This is a genomic window from Allofournierella massiliensis, from assembly GCF_004345265.1.
GTDB lineage: Bacteria > Bacillota > Clostridia > Oscillospirales > Ruminococcaceae > Allofournierella > Allofournierella massiliensis.
In genome coordinates, this window is the sequence record NZ_SLUM01000002.1 from 44685 (window position 1) to 63756 (window position 19072).

Below are 19072 nucleotides of genomic sequence, written 5' to 3' on the forward strand. Positions count from 1 at the left end.
GTACCACCCCGCAAAAGGTTTGTTACACCAGCCAAAACCCTGTTGGTTTTGGCGGTTGCAGCGGTACGTCCAGCGCCTATATGCCCGGCAAAAGAGCGCACTTCCCCCTTATAGAGTGCCGGGCACAACTGCTACTATACAAGCTGGACCTGGCAATGTCAAGCAGTTTTTCAAAAAATGCAGAAAAACGCTGGATTTCCTTGCCTGCAAGCGGAAATCCAGCGTTTTACCCGTTTATTTTTGGTTTACTCTTTCATCCTTGCGTTTTCTTTTATTCACAAGGATTTTTCTCAGGTTTTACACAGGGTTCAGCCCTGCTTTTTGAAGGCCTTGCGGGCGGCGCGCTCCACCTTGGCAAGCTCCACCCCGGCCTGTGCGGCGGCGGCAGCCATATCGACGTATTCCACCTTGCACTTTTTTACCCCGTAGCCGGTCCCCTGCTTGACGCGGACGACCCCGTACTTGGTCTTCACCGGCACCATGCGGGTGGTGAGCACGCTGCGATCCATCACGCTGGCGCGAACGCCCCAGGTGGTGGTGTGGCGCAGCATCAGCTGGGTGAGTTTATCCCGCTGGGGCGCATGACACAGGCAGCAGAGCATCACCGCCGGGCGGCTCTTTTTCATCTGGATGGGCACCGTGTACACATCCAGCGCGCCCTCTTCCAGCAGCAGCTCCGAAGCGTAGCCAATGGCCTCGCCGGTCATATCGTCCAGATTGCAGCGCAGTTCCACAATCTGGTCGCTCTCCTGCTGTGCCTGGCTGGCATCGCTGCCCCAGAACACCCGCAGCACGTTGGCGGCTTCAAAATCCTTGTTGCCCACACCGATGCCCACCTTTTCGGTGACCATGACCGGCATGGAGCCAAAGGACTGAGCAAAGGTCTTGAGCAATGCCGCGCCGGTGGGGGTGCACAGCTCCCCACGAATGGAACCGGTGTAGGCGGGAACTCCCTGCAGAATATAGGCTGTGGCAGGCGCAGGCACCGGCAGAATACCGTGGGCGCAGCGCACCTGACAGCTGCCCAGATGTACCGGGCTGACAACAATCTTTTCCGGCGCCAGCATGTGCATCAGCAGGCAGACAGCGGTCACATCCGCCACAGCATCCAGCGCACCTACTTCGTGGAAATGAACCTGGTCCACCGGGCAGCCGTGGGCAGCGCTTTCTGCCTGCGCAATGGCGTAGTAAACCTGCAGCGCCTGCTCCTTTACCTCCGGGGGCAAAGCAGTTTCCTGAATGGTATGTTCCACCCAGGCCATGGTGGCGTGATGATGGTGCTCATGGCCATGGTCGTGTTCATGGGGATGGTCGTGGCCGTGCTCGTGCATATGGTCATGACTATGCTCATGATGATCGTGGTCATGCTCATGTTCATGTTCGTGATCATGCTCATGAGGATGCTCGTGTACGTGATCATGGGGATGCTCATGGTCATGATGGTGGTCGTGTTCATGCGCATGCTCGTGGGGATGGTCATGAACGGCCGGAGCTGCATGCACCTCCGGATGAACCGGGCCATGATCGTGGCTGTGCTCCTCTTCCCCGTTCACCAGAACCTGCACATGCAGGCCCTGCACACCGCACTTCTGCGCCGGGGTTGCCTTGACCTGTACCCCGGGCAGCAACCGGTTCATCTGCTCCAGAAATGCCTGCTGCTCCTCCGGGCTCAGCAAATCCAGCAGCGCAGCGGTGAGCATATCCCCCGCCGCACCCATGGCACATTCGATGTATAAGGTTTTCATCACGCATTTCCTCCCATGTGATTGATCATGCTGGCCAGATAGCCTGCACCGAATCCGTTGTCGATGTTCACCACGCTCACCCCGCTGGCGCAGGAGTTAAGCATGGACAGCAGCGCCGACAGGCCGCCAAAGTTGGCCCCATAGCCTACGCTGGTGGGCACTGCGATCACCGGGCAGTCCACGAGACCGCCCACCACGCTGGCCAGTGCGCCCTCCATGCCTGCCACGGCAATCACCACACGGGCCTGCATCAGCACATCCAGCTTGGACAGCAGCCGGTGCAGCCCGGCCACGCCCACATCATACAGCCGCTCCACCTTATTGCCCATGGCGATGGCGGTGCGGGCAGCCTCCTCGCAGACCGCCATATCACTGGTACCTCCGGAGACCACGGCAATGTAGCCGGGTGCGGTGATTTTTCCGGTGGGGTGCACGATACCCAACCGGGACATGGGGTCGTAGTCCATCGGATGGCGCTGCGCCACATAATCCGCCGACTGCTGATTCATGCGGGTCACGATGATGTCGGTGGCATCCCGGCTTTCCATGGCTGTGAGGATGCCGTCGATCTGCTCGGCGGTCTTGCCCGCGCCGTAGATTACTTCCTGCGCGCCCTGACGCAGGCCCCGGTGGTGGTCCACCTTGGCATAGCCCAGGTCCTGAAAAGGTTGCAGCTTCATCTGAAGCAGCGCCTGCTCGGGCGTGAGCGCTCCCTGCTGCACCTGTTCCAGCAGGGCCAGCATTTCCTGTTTTTCCATTGTTATTCCTCCCCTCGGGGTTCCAGATCCAATACGACCGCCGCAAACTGCGGCTTCAATGCCTTCACAAGCTCTTTCCGCTGCTCCAGCGCCTTGCTGAACTGGGCGTCGGGCAGCTGCAGCTTGGCTGTGTCGCCTACGCAGCGCACCCGAAAATCGGAAAAGCCCAGCCGGAACAGCTCGTTTTCCGCCGCTTCCACCCGCTGCAACGCCTCGGTGGTAATGGCAGTACCGGTGGGAATGCGGGTGGCAAGGCAGGCATAGGCGGGCTTGTTCCAGGTGAACAGGCCCAGTTCCCGGGATGCCTGCCGCACCTGGGCCTTGGTCACGCCGCACAGCCGCAGCGGACTGTAGACCCGCATCTCTTCCAGAGCCCGCATGCCGGGGCGGTCGGATGCATCATCCGAGGCATTGGTTCCGTCGATAATCTCTTCGAAGCCGTCCGCTTTGGCAGCGGCCAGAATCGCTCCGAACACCTGCTTTTTGCAGTAATAGCAACGCAGCGGACCGTTCTGCCGCACGTTTTCGTCCGCCAGTGGCTGGGCGGGCAGTACCTTCAGTTCCACCCCCTGTTCTTCGCACAGGCGGCGGGCATGCTCCAGCTCAAAGCGGGGCTGAAAGGGGCTGTCCACAAAATAGGGCTGAATCCGGCAGCCACAGCGCACGGCCTCGGCCAGCAGATAGGCGGAATCCACGCCGCCGGAAAAGCCTAAAGCCAGACGGGGATGCCGGGTAAAGAACTCCTGCAGTGTCATGTGGGTGGTTTCTCCTTATTCTTTATTATACATCGTTTGAAACGGGTTTCACAGCTCGATCCGGCGGGTACACACCCGGTCCAGCAGGGGGGCGGAGTGGCTTACGGCCACCAGTCCAATGCCGCGGCGTGTGGTTTCCTCCACCAGAAAGCTCCACAGCTGTGCCTGGGTTGCCAGATCCAGCATGGCGCTGAGTTCATCCGCCAGCACAAATCGGGTGGCAGGACCCAGTGCCCGGGCGATGCAGAACCGCTGCAGTTCACCGCCGGACAGCTCTGCCGGATAACGGCTGAGCCATTCCGGCTGGATGCCCAGCGCCTGAACCAGCCGTTCTTCCGGCTCCCCTGCCTCCCGCAGGGTTTTCCCTAACGTCAGGCGGGGGTCCACCACCTGCTCCGGATGCTGCCAGATCAGCTGCACCGGGCAGTAGCCCCGATAGCTGGCAAGAGACTTGCCGTCCAGCAACACCTGGCCGGACTGGGGCTTCTCGTAGCCCGCCAGCAGCTTGCACAGGGTGGTCTTACCCCGTCCACTGGGGGCGAAAATACCCACTCGCTCGCCGCCTTCCACCCGCAGGGACAGGTTCTGCAGCACGCTTCTCCCGCAAGGATAGGTAAAGCAGAGATTCTTTGCTTCCAGCGTCATAGCTGTTCTCCTTCCGGGTGCAGGCAGCGCACATAGCCTGCACCCCGTTTTTCATAGGCGACCGCACCCTCATGACATTCCGGCCCCGCCTTGGGGCAGCGTGGTGCGAAAGCACAACCTGCCGGCAGCTGGCCCACCGGCTGAGTACCAGGCAGCGGAACAAAGCCATGGTTGGGGCTGGCCTGCCAGAGGGCCTGCGTATACGGGTGCTGCAGCAACTCCTTTGCTGCAAAGCTGGCCGCCGGAGCCTCCTCTACCGCTGCGCCCGCATAGAGCACGATCACCCGGTCCGCCACTTCCAGTGCGGCCTCCAGATCGTGGGTAATCAGCAGCACGCCCGCGCCTGCCTGGGCCAGCTCCTTAAAGTGGCCCAGCACCCGCCGGGCCGCTTCGGGATGCAGGCCGGGGGTGGGCTCGTCCGCCACCACCAGCTTCGGGGTGTGCTGTACCGCGGTGGCGATCAGCACCCGCCGGGCCATGCCGCCGGACAGCTGAAAGGGATACATTTTTTCCACCTCAGAACCAAGCCCGTAACGCCGCAGCGCCGCCGAAGCCTTTTGTGCATCGCCTTTTTCTCCCTTTACCTGCTCCCCCACCTGCATCAGCGGGTCCAGGTAGGACACATTCTGGGGAACCAGTACAATTTCATGTCCCCGCAGTTTCCCGGCCAGCCGGTCGTCCAGCGGCTGGTCCCGGTAGAGTACCTGCCCGCCCACCTGGGCATTGTGAGGCAGGATACCCAGCAGCCGATGGGCCAGCAGGCTCTTTCCGCTTCCGGAAGCACCGACCACCGCCACCAGCTCGCCTTCATCCAGCGAAAAGCTCAGATCCCGCACGCCGGGCAGCGTCACCCGCCGGAAGCCCTTTGCATACCGGGAAAAGGAAACGGTGAGCCCCTGCACCTGCAGCAGCGGGGCTTTTTGTCTGTTTTCTTCCATTATGCCGCCTCCTGTTCCGCGTTCACTGACCAAAGCGCGGCCAGGCTTTTGCCCGCCAGCTCAAACAGCAGCACCACCGCCACCAGACAGATGCCGGGCAACAGCGCCAGCCACCAGCGGCCGGTGGCTAGATACTGCATACTTTCCGAAAGAATCACGCCCACCGCGGGCTGTTCGCTGGTCAGACCGAAGCCCAGGAAGGTCACACTGGCCTCGTGGAGGATAGCGTGGGGAAACAGCAGCACCAGCCCGGTGAAGAACTGGGGCAGCACGCCGGGCAGAATGTGCCGGACCGCGATGGCTGCCGGGGATGCTCCCAGCTTGCGGGCCACTTGCACATAGCCGCTCTGCCGCAGCTGCATCACCTCACCCCGGATCAGCCGTGCAAGGCTCATCCAGTGGATGGCCACGATGCCGATGGTCACACCCCAGAACCCACGTCCGCAGGCGCAGGAAATAAGCACCAGCAGCAGAATGTGAGGAATTCCCATAAACAGATCAATCAGCCAGGTGAGGGCGCTGTCTGCCCAGCGGCCCAGCAATGCGGCGCTCACGCCCGCCGCCAGCGCCACCACTGCGCTCACCGCTGCGGTAACCACACCGATGCGGATGCTCAAAGAAAGTCCGCTCAGGGTGCGGGTAAGCATATCCCGGCCCATCCAGTCCGTACCGAACAGATATTCGGCACAGGGCGCCAGATTCTTGCGCGTGAAATCTGTGGCAAGGGCCTGCTCCCGGCATGCCATGCCGGCGATCATAACCGCCAGCAGAATTGCAGCGGCAAAAACCAGCCGGATCAGCGCAGCGGTTCGGGGCTGGCGTAAATTGTTCAAAATCCGCTTCATGTCCTGCCCGCCCCCTTTCGGATGCGGGGGTCCACCAGACCATACAGGCAGTCCGCCGCGAAGTTTGCACCGAAGACCATGGCGCTGCAGATTACCGTGATGCCCAGCAACAGCGGAAGATCTCCGCCAAGGCCTGCCGTCACTGTAGCCTGACCAAGGCCCGGATAGGAGAACACCTCTTCCACCAGCACCGAGCTGCCCAACAGCTCACCCAGGCTGGCAAACTGCAGGGTGATGGCAGGCAGCAGCACATGCCGCAGCACATGGCGCAGCAGAATGCCCTTCCCGCTCTCACCTCTGGCCCGGGCGAACAGCACAAAATCCGACTCCAGCGCCTGAATGGTCTTCTGCCGGGTGTGCAGGCAGACCGATGCGGTGCCGGTGATGCTGAGAGCCAGCGCCGGAAGGATTGCATGCCGCAGCCTGTCCGCCAGGGTAACGGCGGTGGCTTCCAGTCCGATGGGTACACTGAGGCCCACCGGCAAAAGTTTGAGCCAGACGCCGAAAATCATCAACAAGAGCAGTGCCACCCAGAAGGCGGGCGTGCTGGCAATGATCATGGACCAGCCCCGAATCAGCTTGTCCGGCCAGCGGCCCTGCGTCGCTCCGGCCAGTACGCCCAGGCCGAAGCCCAGCAGACCGGAAATCACCCAGGCCAACACCAGCAGCCAGAGGGAATTTGCCAGCTTTGCGCCAATCACCGTAAGCACTGGCTGGCGGTAAAGCAGCGAGACACCGAAATCTCCCTGCAGCATTCCGCTCACCCAGGCTGCGAACCGTTCCAGGGACGGGGTATCCACACCCCAGTAGGCCTGAAGGCGCTCGATTTGCTCCGCGCTCATGCTGCCCATCGCCGCCTGGCCCACATTCTGCTGCAGCGGGTCGATGGGAGACAGGCTCAGCAGCACAAAGGCTGCCAGACTGGCGCAGAAGATCAGCAGCAGCATCCGGATCAGCTGCCTGACCGCCATGCGGGCCATTCGTTTTGCCATAAAAACTTCTTCTCCTTTTTCCTAACGGGCAGCCGCACTGCTCCGTTCAAAGCAATGCGGCCGCTTTGTCTTCGGTCAGGCCTGGTTCCAGGTCCACTGGTCCACGTTGTTCACCAGCGACCAGCCGTGGCCATGGGGATGCAGCTTCTGCTGCGCCACTTCCAGATTCTGATTCACCCAGTACAGATGATCCACATTCACCATCCAGACCCAGGGCACGTCGTTCACGATCTCCTCCGACTGGGCCTGCTGCCACAGCGCGTAGGACTCTTCCAGATCGCTGCAGGCCAATGCCTGGTCCATCAGCTCATCCACCCGAGCATTGGCATAGGGAGAATACCGGGCCAGATCGCCCACCGTGTGGTAGATATTGTACATCTCCATGGGGCTGTGAGTTCCCCAGCCCCAGACCAGCGGAGTATTCTGAGCCCGGTCATAGGCGGTATCCCAGCCCACACCCTCGGTGCTGGTCTGGATGCCCAGCTCAGCCAGCTGGTTGGCCATGTCGGCCGCAAGTGCCTGGCGGGTGGAATCGCCCATGGGGTACAGCAGGTTCAGACTGGCGGTCTGGCCGTCCTTCTCCCGCACGCCGTCACTGTCCCGCACGCCGTCGCTGTTTAGAACCCAGCCCGCTTCCTCCAGCAGAGCGGCGGCCTTCTGAGGATCGTAGGTCACCTCGTCCGCCTCAGAGTACCAGGGCATGCCGTCACACACACTGTAAGCCGGGGTGCCGTAGCCGTTCAGCACATTGTCGATCATTTCCTGCCGGTCAAAGCCGATATTGATGGCCTGACGCACCCGCACATCGGCGGTGAAATCATTGCCGATGCCGTTTTCCTCTGCTACCGCGGGCAGGTTGATACCCCGGTTATCCACGGTTTTCACCGCCAGCAGATCAAAGCCATCAATGGTCTGGTCGGTGTAGGAGGCGGCAGTGTAGGCCACATCCACCTGACCGGCCTTGGCGGCGGCAAAGGCAGCATCCTCGCTCATGAAGAGGATCACCACCTTTTTCATCTTCACTTCCTCGCCGTAATAGTCCGGGTTGGCTTCCAGAATCACCTGCTGGCCCTTGTCCCACTGCTTGAGGATGTAGCGGCCGGAACCGATGGGATTCTGGCCGTAGTCCGGGCCGTAGGCATGCTCCGGCACGATGCCCACCACGGCCATGGAATAGGGCCAGGTGGAATAGGGCCGGTTCATGTGAAATACCACGGTGGTATCATCCACCGCCTCGGCACTGTCCAGCATGGTGAAATCGTTCACGGTGCTCTCTGCCTTCACCGTATTATAAGTAAAGGCCACATCCGACGCAGTGAGGGGCTCGCCGTCGGTGAACTTCACGTCATCCCGGATGATGACCGTCCAGGTCAGGCCATCCTCGCTGACCTGCATGTCGGTGGCAAGGTCATAGCCGATGCTCATATCCGCATTGGTAACCACCAGTGTGCTCTGGATCAGCGGCTCGTGCACATGCTCGCCCGCTCCCCAGCCATAGGCCGGGTCAAAGCCGGATGCCGGTTCGGATTCCACATTCATCGCCACCACCACGGTATCGGTCTGCTGCTGGCTGGCAGTGCTGGCCGAAGCTGTGGACTGGCTTACCTGACCGCAGCCCGCCGCGCCAATTGCCAGACACAGGGCCATGATCGCCGCAAGGATCTTGGTTTTCTTCATCGTCATTTCCTTTCTTTTGCTGAGCTTGCCGCGCAGACGCACCCCGGGCGGGCACAAAAAAACCACGCAGGCAAAGGGCCCCGGCCGAAAACCGCCGAAGCCTCATGCCTTCGTGGCATTGGTTCACTGTTGCAGAATCATACGCTTCTCCTTCGTGAAGAAGCAACAAAATGATATTAGCACAAATTCATTCTTCTGTAAAGGAGGGGAGGAAATGGAAGGCCTGGTTTCATCGGCTTCCGATTATGAAACCTTGATAAAGCGTCAACTCTCATCTAACACCAAAGGAATTCGGTAATTCATTCCATTCTTCTTTTGATCAAATCGTGCTATGGCTTTATTTATAAAGGTATGCTATGCTTAAAACAGGACGACGAATTCAATGTTGCAGGAGGTGTGACTTTATGAAAAAGGTGGTAACGCTCGTTTTAGCTTTTGTGTTTGCTGTGTCCATGACTGGCTGCGCCCAAACCGTACACGTCGACTTTCCGTTTGACCCCGCCGATCTTGATTTCATTGAGATGTTCTACTTTTATACCCCGGCAGAAGCAGAGAAAAAAGTCATCACAGAGCAAGCAGACATGAAAGACCTTTATGACCGGCTGGAAGGCATCTCTCTGAAGGACAAGAAAACCGAGCCCGTTGCCGGAGGATCTGTGACCAGCTTCCGGTTCCATTGCGCAGACGGTACAACTTATGAAGTAATCTATTCTTCAATTGCCGTAAAATCCGGAAGAATCAAAATGACCGGTGACGAAACAGATTATTTTACATCTGCTGATCTGGCTGCCTGCTGGAGCAACTATGACTATGAAGCAGTGACTGCCAGAGAAAACGAGCTTCCTGCATTATACGGCAAATGAGGTCGCAGATAACGTTCAGCCTTCGTGCAAAACCTCAGGAATGGCACGCTGTTTGACTGGTCTCCTCGTCACGTTGGGATTAAAACACAAAACAAATACAGAAAGGGCGTGCCGGAAGGCGCGCCCTTTTCTGGTTCTATTCTGATTTTGTCCTGCGCAAAATCACTGGGTTTCCTGCTCAAACTGGAGATTATCGAAGCTGGTCAGCTCCTGGGCCTGGCTGGTGCGGGGGTAATATTCCACCTTCACCTGATCTCCCGGCTGAGTAATGGCCAGCTCGGCGGAAAGGCTGCCCTGCACGCTGAACAGCAGCTCAGGATGCTCGTTCAGCACCAGATAATAGGTAGAGCCGCTGCTGTTGTACTCGCTGCCGATGCGCTGAACGGTACCGGTCAGGCTGGTAAGCTCGCTGTTCACATTGCCCACCATGGTGCTGCCGCCTGCACGCAGTGCCTTTTCATAGCTCAGGCGAGCCTCGTCGATGGTGTCGCCCACGCCCACGGTCTGATAGTCCTCCACCGATACATAGGCGTATTTCTTGATCAGACCTTCGTTGTCCTTCAGGGTCATGAAGTAGGTGGGCCGGCTGTTCAGATTGACAATCAGCGGGAAGGCCGCCTGGTAGCCGTACTGCTGCACCTCGCCCTGAGCCGACTGCTGAGCCGCCGTCTCGGTGGCGCCGCTGATGCGGTACAGATGCGGCTCCTTGGTGACCATGTCCACCATTACAAAACCGATGGCGCTCTCGTCGCCGCCCACACTGGTCAGGCCGGTGAACAGATAGCAGCTGCCGTCGTTGTAAATCAGGGTTTCGCCGGGGCTGGTACGGTACTTGTCCTTATCACTGAAGTTCAGGTAGCCATGCACGTACTCGCCCTTGTTGTTCAGCTGGGTTACAATGAAATCCTCCGGCTGAACGCGATCTACCCAGTCGGGAAGCTCGTCAATGTTGTAACGCTGGCTTTCGCCGGTGGAGCAGTTGAGTACCACCGCGCCGGTGGCCTCCGGCAGCGAGAAGCCCCGCAGATACTTATAGGTAGTGATGACCCAGTAGGGCTGGCCGGAATCGTCCAGCTCAAAGCTGTAATCGGTCAGGCCGGTGAAGGGTGCGGCCGTGAAGCGGGCATAGAACATCAGGTTCTGCCACAGATAGGCGCACGGCTGGTATTTGATGGTGTAGCCGTCCACATACTGCACGTCCTGAGGATTGATGGCGGATACCACCACATAACCGGGAGTGCCTTCCAGATTGGTAAGCCATTTGAATACACCGGAATGGTAGGTGGGTACCGCCCAGACCAGCTTTCCGTTCACCTGCTGCAGGGTGGGCTCGCCCAGCACCACCTGGCTGCCCAGGCTGGGACGCTCGCCCAGTTTTTTGTCCGCCAGCTTCTGAGCCATGGCCTTATCCACAATGGGCAGCTGGCTGGTATCGGTGGTGTCGAAGTCCTCAGCGAAGTCCATCTGAACCAGCTCCGGCATCTGATCCCGGAAGGCGTTCACCTGGAACAGAACGCTGGATCCGGCCCATACAATAAAGTACGCGCCCCAGAGCACTGCCACCAGAATCAGCGGCCAGCGGCTTCCGTTCTGGAAGCGTTCAAAACGCACACTGCCCGGCACGCCCTGTACCGGCCCCGGCTGTGCCACCACCCGGCCAATGCGGTCCAGAGTAAAGATGGCCACCAGCACCGTGATCAGCACACAATACATAAATGCCGATTCCGGATAAAGAGGATTCAGGTTAGGGTGCTGAAACACCACATACAGTGCGAATACCAGCAACGTGGCCAGCACTGCCTTCAATTTCCAATGTTTCATGGTTTCGGTTCCTTTCTCTCCTGTGCGGCTGCATGCCGCTGTTTACTGGTATTCTATCACTGATCCTGCCTGCTGCCAAGAAAGAAACGGTTAAAATTCCCCTGCACATAAAAACAGCCGGGAGAATCGCTTCGCCCGGATGTTTTCACGCCTTATTATTCACAGGGTTCCGGTTCGCAGCCGCCGCCCCGCTGATCCGGTGCGGGCTGGACCGCCTGCACCGAATCATCCTGAATCTTCTGTACCCCGCCGGGCAGGAGCATGGGATCCACCCAGGGCAGATACGCCCCAAACCCTTCGTCCGGGTCGGTCTGATGCTTTTTCCCGCCTTGTTTGCCGGGCTCGTTGCCCTGATCCACCTGCCCCACTGCGTTTTGTCCCTGATGATGAAAATTCATACCGCTTTCCATAGTTGATTTTATATCCTCCTTTTCAAGATTTGGCGCACGGAATGATCTTGGAATCCTGTTTTTTCTCTCCGCTTTTCGCCTTTTGCAGATAGTATGACCAATCAACTGTAAAATATTTGGAAAACTTTTGTAAAAAGGAGAAAACCGAAAATTCTCCGTTGACAAAACAGGTTGCATGGGCTATAATAAACAACGTCGCCGGTGAGAACACCGGGCCAGACGTCCGGGTGTAGCGCAGTTTGGTAGCGCGCTTGAATGGGGTTCAAGAGGCCGTGAGTTCGACTCTCGCCACTCGGACCAAAAGCCATCAGCTGAAAAGCTGGTGGCTTTTTTGTTGCTGTAATGCGGATTTGCGGGCGGTTCCGAGCTTCGGAACCGCCCGCAAACCCTTTCTTTTTTCCTGGCCGTTTTGCTCCTGTCCTGGGGGACATAATGAATGGATTCATTGCGCTGTGCTGGTCTTGCGATCAAAAATCCATAAAATGCGCCGCATCGCCAATACCACTGCCGATAGCACACACTTACATCGTAAAAGATGTCGCTGTCATGCTCAACATTATGCGTACACCGGCATACGTGCTGGTAAAGGAAGGTCCTCCAAAACCTCATGTACTGATACGCCAATTCATATTTTTCAAAAGTCGTTTGATGACTGGCTGGAGAAGTTGCAGTTGTAGCGTAGGGCGTTAAATATTCAAAGAGCCGCCGTAGGCTCAAAGCTACGACGGCCTTCTCATATCGGTTACTTTCCAAACAAATCACTATGAGTCCCTGTACGGGTCAAAGTCAATACCAGAACATCGTCCTCAACTCGCTAGACCAAGAGCCAATCAGGCAAAATGTGACATTCTCGATGGCCGACCCAGTTGCCGGTAAGTGCGTGATCTTTATTCTTTTCTGGTAGAGATTGTCCTGCAGCCAAAAGAGCAACGATCTGTTCCAGCAATTCGATTTTCAAGCCACGCTTGATTGCCAGCTTGTAGTCCTTTCGGAATTGCGTGGTGAACTTGACCATATATTTTGTCTGGCTCATTTTTTCAAATCCGCAAACAACTCATCCATATCGGTGTATCCCTTTACAGACGGATCCTTTGCGATCCTTTCCGCCTCCAGCATGGCTGCAATCGTTTCCTTGTTGGGCTGATTTAAACTAATCTCAAAAGGAATCCCGCCCTCTCGAAGAGACTGCCGGACAAAGATGTTGAATGCGGTGGACAGGTTCATGCCGAGTTCAGCAAACAGCGCATCAGCCTGTGCTTTCAGTTCGGAATCCATACGAATACTAATATTGGTGGTAGAACCGGCCATAGAATCATCTCCTTCCTATTGGCACTTTTATTATATGCCATTTGCACGAAGAAAGCAATGCAATGCACGAAAATCTACAAACATTCCATACTGTTGCAGGAGATGCAGAAAAAGCCCTCACATCACACCTTGCGGCAAGGCAAGCAGACATTGCATCAGCACAAACAGCAGACCAAAACACAGCGTCTCCTGCGCAAAAGGTCAAAAGCAAGGACCGGAAAATGGCGCGGTGACAGAAACTCTGAATAAGCAGCTCTTCCTCAATCTCCCGTATGTGCTGAACAACTCAGAAAACACACCTGAACTTTCTATGAACAGCAAGGGAACGCAACGAAGTCAGGCGTTTGTGCTTCACTCAATCTTCTGCACTCCTCGACATATCTCACCTGCTGAAAGCACCGATAGGCGCATAAGATAAGGGACAGGCAATCTTGATGCCTGTCCCTTTTCTTTACTCGATACCAATATACCGATTTTGCCGGACTTTACGCAAACAGCTTCTTCTTTTCTCGAATTGTATAGACCGATGGATCTGCCAGCAGTGCATACCCATCGGATCTGCATCGAATATCTTCCTGCCACTTTTGACTCACACTCACATTATCCCCCTGGCAGCTGGTATGAGCCATGGGCTCTGTTTCAGCAACGATTAACTGCCACCGGCTGTTAGCTGGCAAAGTCAGTTCGATGGCACATGCCGGCACCTCCGTCTCGCTGAACTCTTCGCCAGCCTGATACCGCAGCGGATGTGGATCATGATACAGCGTACGGCTGACATGCTTCTGGAGACACATGTGATAGATTTCGCCGGGTGTGGCACCAATGGCCCCCGACCGCCGCATCTCCGACTTCTTCGCATGGCCCATCTGCTGATACGCCTGTTTGGTATCCATGCCGCTCTCACAATATATCCAGGTACAGAAATTACGACGCAATGCATGACATGTAAGCATACTCAGCAAATAATTATCCTGGCACACCTCATCAAAACGATAAGGTCGGCTCTTCTTCAAGGCCTCCAAAATCCGCGGATCACGCAGAAGCTCAGGAATTTGCTCCGTAATATTGTTCATCGTACCGGACACCGTTTTTGCGTCCGTACAGTACTCCCCCGCCTGCACACTTCCACACATGAGCATCAAGGGAACGTTGCCATAATCCCTTTCCAGCTCCTGCTGACGCTGCATCAGGATTTCTCCCAGTTCAACCGACAGCGGCACCACTCGATAGGACGACGTCGTTTTGGGAATTTCTGTTCGTGTGTTCGAACTGACGCCGAGCTGACCTGTAACACGCAAGTAATACATGGCGCCCTGCGAACCCTCCAGCCTGGCAATCGAACAAAACAGCAAACCTCCATATTCACTGATCCGCAGCCCCGTGTCCGCCAATATACCGACCTGTCCCGACAGGATAGTCTCATCGCACACCTGCTTCAGTAAATTTCGCGGAATACTGCGGGCACTGTCAATATAAGACAGCAGCAGATCCTGCCGGGAAGGCTTACCCGCATAGCGCGTGGGCACGAGCGGTATATTATAGCCTTCCGTCGTCTTCAAATCCCAGATCAGCAGATACAAGAGATTCAAGCGTTTTGCGCCCGATGGGGGAGCTTCTGTACCCGCCACCCAGTCAGATTTTTTGCGCGCAGTCCCCGCTGCGTTGCGGCAGATACGCTCCTGCAATGCACGATAAATTTCCGGCGTAAGAGATTCTGCCGTCGTTCCGCGCAATTCAGTGACCAAAATATCATACTGACGCCGATAGTCATCGATTGTACGTTCGGCCCACTGCTGTTGATGAATCGAGAAGAACATCTCTTTATAGGACTCCGCCGCATCTCCCAGGTCATGGGTAGGCTCATAACGATTGCCGGCCGCCAACAATCCGGCCTGATACATCGCCTGAATCAACTCATTGGCAATGGCCGGAAAATGGTGCTCCTCAATGTCTGCCGGGTTTACTCCGTAAACAGGTTTATCCACCGGGCAATCGCTCTCACTGGCAAAAAGCTGGCGCTTGGTAATCACTTCACCGGTTTCGGGGTTGATGGGGCTTATCAAGGCGCGGCACGGCGCCTTGGATGCTTTGCGACCCCTGGGGTAGGCCGTCCGTACACGGAAGCTGACCCCGCCATAATCAACTGTTTTTGTCATTTGATTTCCCTCCATTCCGCCTTTACGGCATAATCCGATATGATTTTCACCGTCTGTGGTCCTCCTGTGTCATTCTTAACCGCAAAGATATAGCGATTTGCTTTGCCGACCGCATCTTCAAAAGATGGACACCGCCGCAACCGCAGATAACGCGCCACAGCATACTCATCACTGAGGATATCCAGATAGGCTTCTTCATCTGTTTCACTTCGAGCGAGCCCGAACATGGCATGCAGCATCGGCAGGTCAGCACCACAGGTCTGGGCAAGGTACTGTGCATCCCGATAGAGCAGCTTGACACCAGCAACCTCTGCCTGCAGGTATACTGCTCCATTCTTCCGGGTACGCGGAATCGGACTTTCGGAAATTCCCGCCTTCGCCAAAAAATCACCGATCATCTCATCCAGGTCTGCGGGGCCTACAATCGCACCATCCGGCGCCGGATCAGACAACCTCATCTGAGCAATCTGATGATTGCTATAACCTTGATTCCGCAGGTAATCGATGTACTCCAGCAAAATGGTGGCCGCCCACGGATAGAGGACCACCTTGCGCAGCCGCCTCAGCGGAAAGTCATTATTTGTGGGTCCGATCTGAGAATACCGTTTATGCAATCTGCGCATAACGCTGGTGATTGTGATGACATAGCAGCTTTCGCCTCCTTCCAGAATCAGCTGCACGATGTCGCCAAAACGCTGGGCGCTGATTTCACAGGTTTCCATGCCGCAATAGATCATCGCCAGCACAAACATCAGATACTCGCGCCGCTCCACATTCTCAACTGCAAACAGTGCCGCCCTCTGATCATCGTCCAGATGTGCACTGCGTACGCTGTTTACCAATGCGCTATTTTTGCCTTTGATCTTGGCAATCATATCCGCCAACTGAATGCCAGTCGCGCAATCACCGTATCCGCTGCTCTCGATTGCAGCAAACAGCCCTTTATAGGCCCGTTTTGCATATCCGCGGTAGGATGCACTGGCCTTCTTCCGGGACAGAAGGTGGTTGACTTTGCAAATGAGCTGCGTCTGTGTGGTGCTATCCATATCACGCAAACGCATCTCCCCGATCACCGGCAGTACAAACGTACGGAGCGCCGACATCATATGATTCCGGGCATCCGCCGTTTCGCCCAAAAACAATGCGTCTCCCGCATAATGTACATACTGCTCAATTGTCACATTGCCATACTCGATGTTGGCCTTCCAATAATGTGCAAACAGCAGCGCCGCCATGCGTTCGATCCGCGGCAGCAATTCCTTCTTCGCCCGCCTGGTTGCCTCCTGTGCAGTTTTGCCGCGGCAGCGCATCTCGTACTTGGCGTCGGGGTTTTCTTTTGCTTTCCGTTCGATTGCAGCAATGTCTGCCGCAATCATCTCTGCCAGGGCCGGCTGTTCCGCCGCGCGCTCTTTAAGCGCTGCCACAATCGTCGCATTTGTGTACGGGGCTCCCGTCTTCGGGTCGATCAACTGATAGATCGCATCCTGCTGCCCCTTCTGGTCGCGTGCTGGGCGGACATAAAACCGCTTTGTCCCACCCATGCAATCCGTGTCATTTTTTGATTTGGACATCCTCTCATCCCTTCTTTCGTTTTGTCTGTTGTGTGTAATTTAAGGTAGTAGTGATTAACGTCCCTCTTCAAGGACTATGCAGACCGCACCTGCATCCGCCTGTATTCCGCAAAAACAAACAGCCATCCTGTATGCTCCTTTCCGGCATTGCACCGGTCGGATCACAGAATGACTGTTTATCTCACAATATTTATATTAATAGCGCCAAAAGATCCCACTTCGAGTGGGCAATTACGATTCGCCAAATTAGCACTCAGGTTGTGCTTTCTATGTCCCTATATTAACACACAGCATTTATTTTTGCAACACTTTTTTATCAAATTTTTTTATTTATTTTGCATTAAAAAAGTTCTTAGGTTTAAATTAAAAAACACAGAAATTTTCATTTTACAACATTCTTAGCTTCAAACAAAAAAAGAAACAATTCATTTAATAAACCTTCAAATCAATACATCACAAAGAGAAAACCGCATGCTTCGATCTATAAAATTTTATAACAGAAAATTGTGAGTTATTTCTCACATTGAACAAAAAGCCATCCCGCAACAGTCCGGCAATGCCGGCGCAATCACAGAATGGCTTTTTATCAGAAATAATCTTGTAAGCTCCAGAGGACGCACTTGGAGTGGGTAGTTTCGTTGCTCAAAATTCGCGTTGGATTCCTGTTTCCCTTTATGATATGAATTGCATCTGCAGATATCAATCAATCTTCTGAAAATTTTCAGAAGATGTCATGTGCGGCTGCATCAATCCGCTTGCGGAGAATTTCCTGAACCTCCTGCATCAGCAGCAGTCCGGTGGAAAACCCGTATTGAAATGCATCGCTGCTTTCTGTATCGCAGACAATCAGTGTCTGTTCCAGCATCTGGTCCACCAGCGCCATATCCTCCTCGCTCAGATTGTTCCGCAGGTCTTTCAGGAGCTGTTCAATCTCCTTACCCGCCTGTTTGTGCCGACCGTTTCCTTCCATGTTGTTTTCACAGGGAAGCAACTCTCCCCGGTAGATTGCATCCAATACCATGCGGATTCCCTCCTTTATCACAGAAGCTGCTTTTCTTTGTGGGTAGCAAGAGAGAAGTTGTAGGGCGCACTGGGCCGTCCGTCCGGGAAGTTGGGCGCGGGCAGGGTATTCAGAATGCGCACCATCTCCTGCAGTCTGTCAGAATAGCCGTTTGTCAGCAGGATTCCCCGGGTGGGCTGAATTCCCTCCAGAACCAGACCGTCCCAGTACATCCGCAGCTGGTACAGATCCTTCGGTTCCGCCTTTCGAGTCTTCAGCTCATAGATATCGCATTTTCCATTTTCTCCTTTGTCCACCACATCCACGCGGGTACCGGTGGGCCAAACACAAATTTCGCTGGTTACCTCATCCTCCGGGTTTGCTGCCTTGAGAATTTTCATCCACTTCTTTTTCAGTTCATCCTCGCTGAATGTGGCGGCGTTTTTCTGCGGCGGGAACTCTGCCAGCGCTTCAAAGACCTTGTCCCAGTCCGGGTCGTTGCGGTCGATACCGGTCTTGTTATTCAGGGTGGCAAGAACACCACGGGGCAGCTCCGGCAGGATCAGCTCGCCCACAAAATCGTTGTAGCTGTTGTGCCGGGAAATGGGCGTGCCGTCTTCTTTGTGCCAGATTTCCCCCAGCTGAGCGGTGGCAATCACCCGCTTGCCCAACCGGATATCGATGCCCTGCGTGGGCTGGGTTCCCTGATAGTAATACCGGGCCTTGCCGCCCAGTACCAGATGATCCCGCTTGGATTTATCGAGGGTACCGTGGACGTAAATCACCGGTACAATCTGGCCATCCAGTTCCACTTCCAGCTTTTCGGTGCGGGCCATCATCATGGGAACCTGGATAGGCGGAACCAGCATGCTGCTCTGGCCTACCGTTACCGCGATCTTGGCGCTGGGCTCCAGCGTGACCGGATCCAGTTCCAGATAGCCCCGGTACGCAACGCCCAGATGCTCGATCAGCCACAGCCGCAGAGTTGCCAGATCGCTGAGCTTCCGGTTGCCCTGCCGCTGCAGAGTGCGGGCAATGGCCATCGGCACCCGCACATAGATGACCGTGGAGGGATCGAGCCACTGAAGATTCAGGCCTTCGGGCAGCTGAAGATGGGTTTCCTCGGTTACAGTCATCTTCAGGTCAAAGGGGCCGCTTACTTTGTAATAAGGGCCGGGCTGGCTGCGGGTGTAGATGCACCAGTCACCGGTGCCGCCGGACAGACAGGCCAGTGCATTGTTGAGACCATATCCGTGCTCATTCAGGCGGCTGTTGGTCAGCGGAGCACTGCCCAGCTGAAGCGCATTGGTGAGTGCGGCAAGATCCATGCCACAGCCCCAGTCGGCCACTGCCAGATGAATATAGTTCTTGTCCGCATCAGGTGCCAGCGCCACACAGATCCGGGCCTTTTCGCCCGCCAGTGCGGCGGCAAGAGCATCATCGCACCCCTCGAGGATACCCTGATGGAAGAGCATTCCCTGACGGGCCAGCCCGACAAAAGCCTTGCGGGTGATGTTGATGGCGATTTCGTGGCTTTCGTTGGTGCAAGCGGTGATGTTGTTCATGTTCTGGTTGTTCATATTGAATC

The 19072-nt window shown here is 56.0% G+C and carries 16 protein-coding genes, 1 tRNA gene and 1 pseudogene; 2 read left to right on the plus strand and 16 right to left on the minus strand.

Annotation, left to right across the window (positions count from 1 at the left end; genetic code table 11):
- Positions 1-308 precede the first annotated feature (308 nt).
- From larC to EDD77_RS01390, 8 genes are all read right to left on the minus strand, one after another.
- A complete protein-coding gene (larC, locus tag EDD77_RS01355; RefSeq protein WP_058966126.1) occupies positions 309-1745 on the minus strand; it encodes a nickel pincer cofactor biosynthesis protein LarC in 1437 nt (478 codons plus the stop codon).
- Positions 1745-2503: a nickel pincer cofactor biosynthesis protein LarB gene (larB, locus tag EDD77_RS01360; RefSeq protein WP_058966128.1), complete on the minus strand. Its 759-nt coding sequence runs from the start codon at positions 2501-2503 to the stop codon at positions 1745-1747. The genes larC and larB overlap by 1 nt, the downstream gene beginning before the upstream one ends.
- A gap of 2 nt (positions 2504-2505) precedes the next feature.
- Positions 2506-3258 carry an ATP-dependent sacrificial sulfur transferase LarE gene (gene larE / locus EDD77_RS01365; protein WP_058966130.1) on the minus strand — a complete coding sequence of 251 codons (753 nt, stop codon included), beginning with the start codon at positions 3256-3258 and terminating at the stop codon, positions 2506-2508.
- 48 nt (positions 3259-3306) lie between these two features.
- Positions 3307-3903 carry an ABC transporter ATP-binding protein gene (locus tag EDD77_RS01370; RefSeq protein WP_058966132.1) on the minus strand — a complete coding sequence of 199 codons (597 nt, stop codon included), beginning with the start codon at positions 3901-3903 and terminating at the stop codon, positions 3307-3309.
- Entirely contained in the window at positions 3900-4841 is a 942-nt protein-coding gene (locus EDD77_RS01375; RefSeq protein ID WP_058966134.1) for an ABC transporter ATP-binding protein, read from the minus strand. Before EDD77_RS01375 ends, EDD77_RS01370 begins: the two co-directional genes overlap by 4 nt.
- Complete coding sequence (locus tag EDD77_RS01380) at positions 4841-5686, minus strand: ABC transporter permease (protein WP_058966136.1); 846 nt, start codon at positions 5684-5686, stop codon at positions 4841-4843. The genes EDD77_RS01375 and EDD77_RS01380 overlap by 1 nt, the downstream gene beginning before the upstream one ends.
- Positions 5683-6678 carry an ABC transporter permease gene (locus EDD77_RS01385; protein WP_341439637.1) on the minus strand — a complete coding sequence of 332 codons (996 nt, stop codon included), beginning with the start codon at positions 6676-6678 and terminating at the stop codon, positions 5683-5685. The genes EDD77_RS01380 and EDD77_RS01385 overlap by 4 nt, the downstream gene beginning before the upstream one ends.
- A 75-nt stretch (positions 6679-6753) precedes the next feature.
- The gene (locus EDD77_RS01390; RefSeq protein WP_058966138.1) at positions 6754-8355 is read right to left on the minus strand and encodes an ABC transporter substrate-binding protein; all 1602 of its coding nucleotides are present in this window, start codon (positions 8353-8355) and stop codon (positions 6754-6756) included.
- Between the two features lie 404 nt (positions 8356-8759).
- On the opposite strand from EDD77_RS01390, the gene EDD77_RS01395 reads away from it, so the two are divergent.
- Positions 8760-9218 carry a hypothetical protein gene (locus tag EDD77_RS01395; RefSeq protein WP_058966140.1) on the plus strand — a complete coding sequence of 153 codons (459 nt, stop codon included), beginning with the start codon at positions 8760-8762 and terminating at the stop codon, positions 9216-9218.
- Positions 9219-9380: 162 nt separating this feature from the next.
- On the opposite strand, the gene EDD77_RS01400 is transcribed toward EDD77_RS01395, so the two are convergent.
- Both EDD77_RS01400 and EDD77_RS01405 read right to left on the minus strand, forming a co-directional pair.
- Entirely contained in the window at positions 9381-11039 is a 1659-nt protein-coding gene (locus tag EDD77_RS01400) for a hypothetical protein (protein ID WP_058966142.1), read from the minus strand.
- A 155-nt stretch (positions 11040-11194) separates the two neighbouring features.
- Complete coding sequence (locus tag EDD77_RS01405) at positions 11195-11449, minus strand: hypothetical protein (protein WP_058966144.1); 255 nt, start codon at positions 11447-11449, stop codon at positions 11195-11197.
- Between the two features lie 223 nt (positions 11450-11672).
- On the opposite strand from EDD77_RS01405, the gene EDD77_RS01410 reads away from it, so the two are divergent.
- A tRNA-Pro gene (locus EDD77_RS01410) sits at positions 11673-11749 on the plus strand.
- A 442-nt stretch (positions 11750-12191) separates the two neighbouring features.
- Here EDD77_RS01410 and EDD77_RS01415 read toward each other — a convergent pair.
- The 6 genes and pseudogenes from EDD77_RS01415 to EDD77_RS01445 form a co-directional block, all read right to left on the minus strand.
- Positions 12192-12482: pseudogene (locus EDD77_RS01415) on the minus strand (type II toxin-antitoxin system YafQ family toxin).
- Complete coding sequence (locus EDD77_RS01420) at positions 12479-12757, minus strand: type II toxin-antitoxin system RelB/DinJ family antitoxin (RefSeq protein ID WP_058966146.1); 279 nt, start codon at positions 12755-12757, stop codon at positions 12479-12481. The pseudogene EDD77_RS01415 and the gene EDD77_RS01420 overlap by 4 nt, the downstream one beginning before the upstream one ends.
- A gap of 485 nt (positions 12758-13242) precedes the next feature.
- Positions 13243-14913, minus strand: a complete 1671-nt coding sequence (locus EDD77_RS01430) for a site-specific integrase (protein ID WP_058966148.1) — start codon at positions 14911-14913, stop codon at positions 13243-13245.
- Entirely contained in the window at positions 14910-16484 is a 1575-nt protein-coding gene (locus tag EDD77_RS01435) for a hypothetical protein (RefSeq protein WP_058966150.1), read from the minus strand. Before EDD77_RS01435 ends, EDD77_RS01430 begins: the two co-directional genes overlap by 4 nt.
- Before the next feature lie 721 nt (positions 16485-17205).
- Positions 17206-17505, minus strand: coding sequence for a DUF6809 family protein (locus EDD77_RS01440; protein ID WP_058966152.1), 300 nt, complete (start codon positions 17503-17505; stop codon positions 17206-17208).
- A 17-nt stretch (positions 17506-17522) separates the two neighbouring features.
- Positions 17523-19064 (minus strand): PDDEXK family nuclease, encoded by a 1542-nt coding sequence (locus EDD77_RS01445; RefSeq protein WP_058966154.1) that lies wholly within the window; start codon positions 19062-19064, stop codon positions 17523-17525.
- Positions 19065-19072: the final 8 nt, after the last annotated feature.

Excerpts from the sequence above, each read along its gene's own strand:
- larC (WP_058966126.1), bottom strand. The coding sequence starts at position 1,745 with ATGAAAACCTTATACATCGAATGTGCCATGGGTGCGGCGGGGGATATG.
- larB (WP_058966128.1), bottom strand. The coding sequence starts at position 2,503 with ATGGAAAAACAGGAAATGCTGGCCCTGCTGGAACAGGTGCAGCAGGGA.
- larE (WP_058966130.1), bottom strand. The coding sequence starts at position 3,258 with ATGACACTGCAGGAGTTCTTTACCCGGCATCCCCGTCTGGCTTTAGGC.
- EDD77_RS01370 (WP_058966132.1), bottom strand. The coding sequence starts at position 3,903 with ATGACGCTGGAAGCAAAGAATCTCTGCTTTACCTATCCTTGCGGGAGA.
- EDD77_RS01375 (WP_058966134.1), bottom strand. The coding sequence starts at position 4,841 with ATGGAAGAAAACAGACAAAAAGCCCCGCTGCTGCAGGTGCAGGGGCTC.
- EDD77_RS01380 (WP_058966136.1), bottom strand. The coding sequence starts at position 5,686 with ATGAAGCGGATTTTGAACAATTTACGCCAGCCCCGAACCGCTGCGCTG.
- EDD77_RS01385 (WP_341439637.1), bottom strand. The coding sequence starts at position 6,678 with ATGGCAAAACGAATGGCCCGCATGGCGGTCAGGCAGCTGATCCGGATG.
- EDD77_RS01390 (WP_058966138.1), bottom strand. The coding sequence starts at position 8,355 with ATGAAGAAAACCAAGATCCTTGCGGCGATCATGGCCCTGTGTCTGGCA.
- EDD77_RS01395 (WP_058966140.1), top strand. The coding sequence starts at position 8,760 with ATGAAAAAGGTGGTAACGCTCGTTTTAGCTTTTGTGTTTGCTGTGTCC.
- EDD77_RS01400 (WP_058966142.1), bottom strand. The coding sequence starts at position 11,039 with ATGAAACATTGGAAATTGAAGGCAGTGCTGGCCACGTTGCTGGTATTC.
- EDD77_RS01405 (WP_058966144.1), bottom strand. The coding sequence starts at position 11,449 with ATGGAAAGCGGTATGAATTTTCATCATCAGGGACAAAACGCAGTGGGG.
- EDD77_RS01420 (WP_058966146.1), bottom strand. The coding sequence starts at position 12,757 with ATGGCCGGTTCTACCACCAATATTAGTATTCGTATGGATTCCGAACTG.
- EDD77_RS01430 (WP_058966148.1), bottom strand. The coding sequence starts at position 14,913 with ATGACAAAAACAGTTGATTATGGCGGGGTCAGCTTCCGTGTACGGACG.
- EDD77_RS01435 (WP_058966150.1), bottom strand. The coding sequence starts at position 16,484 with ATGTCCAAATCAAAAAATGACACGGATTGCATGGGTGGGACAAAGCGG.
- EDD77_RS01440 (WP_058966152.1), bottom strand. The coding sequence starts at position 17,505 with ATGGTATTGGATGCAATCTACCGGGGAGAGTTGCTTCCCTGTGAAAAC.
- EDD77_RS01445 (WP_058966154.1), bottom strand. The coding sequence starts at position 19,064 with ATGAACAACCAGAACATGAACAACATCACCGCTTGCACCAACGAAAGC.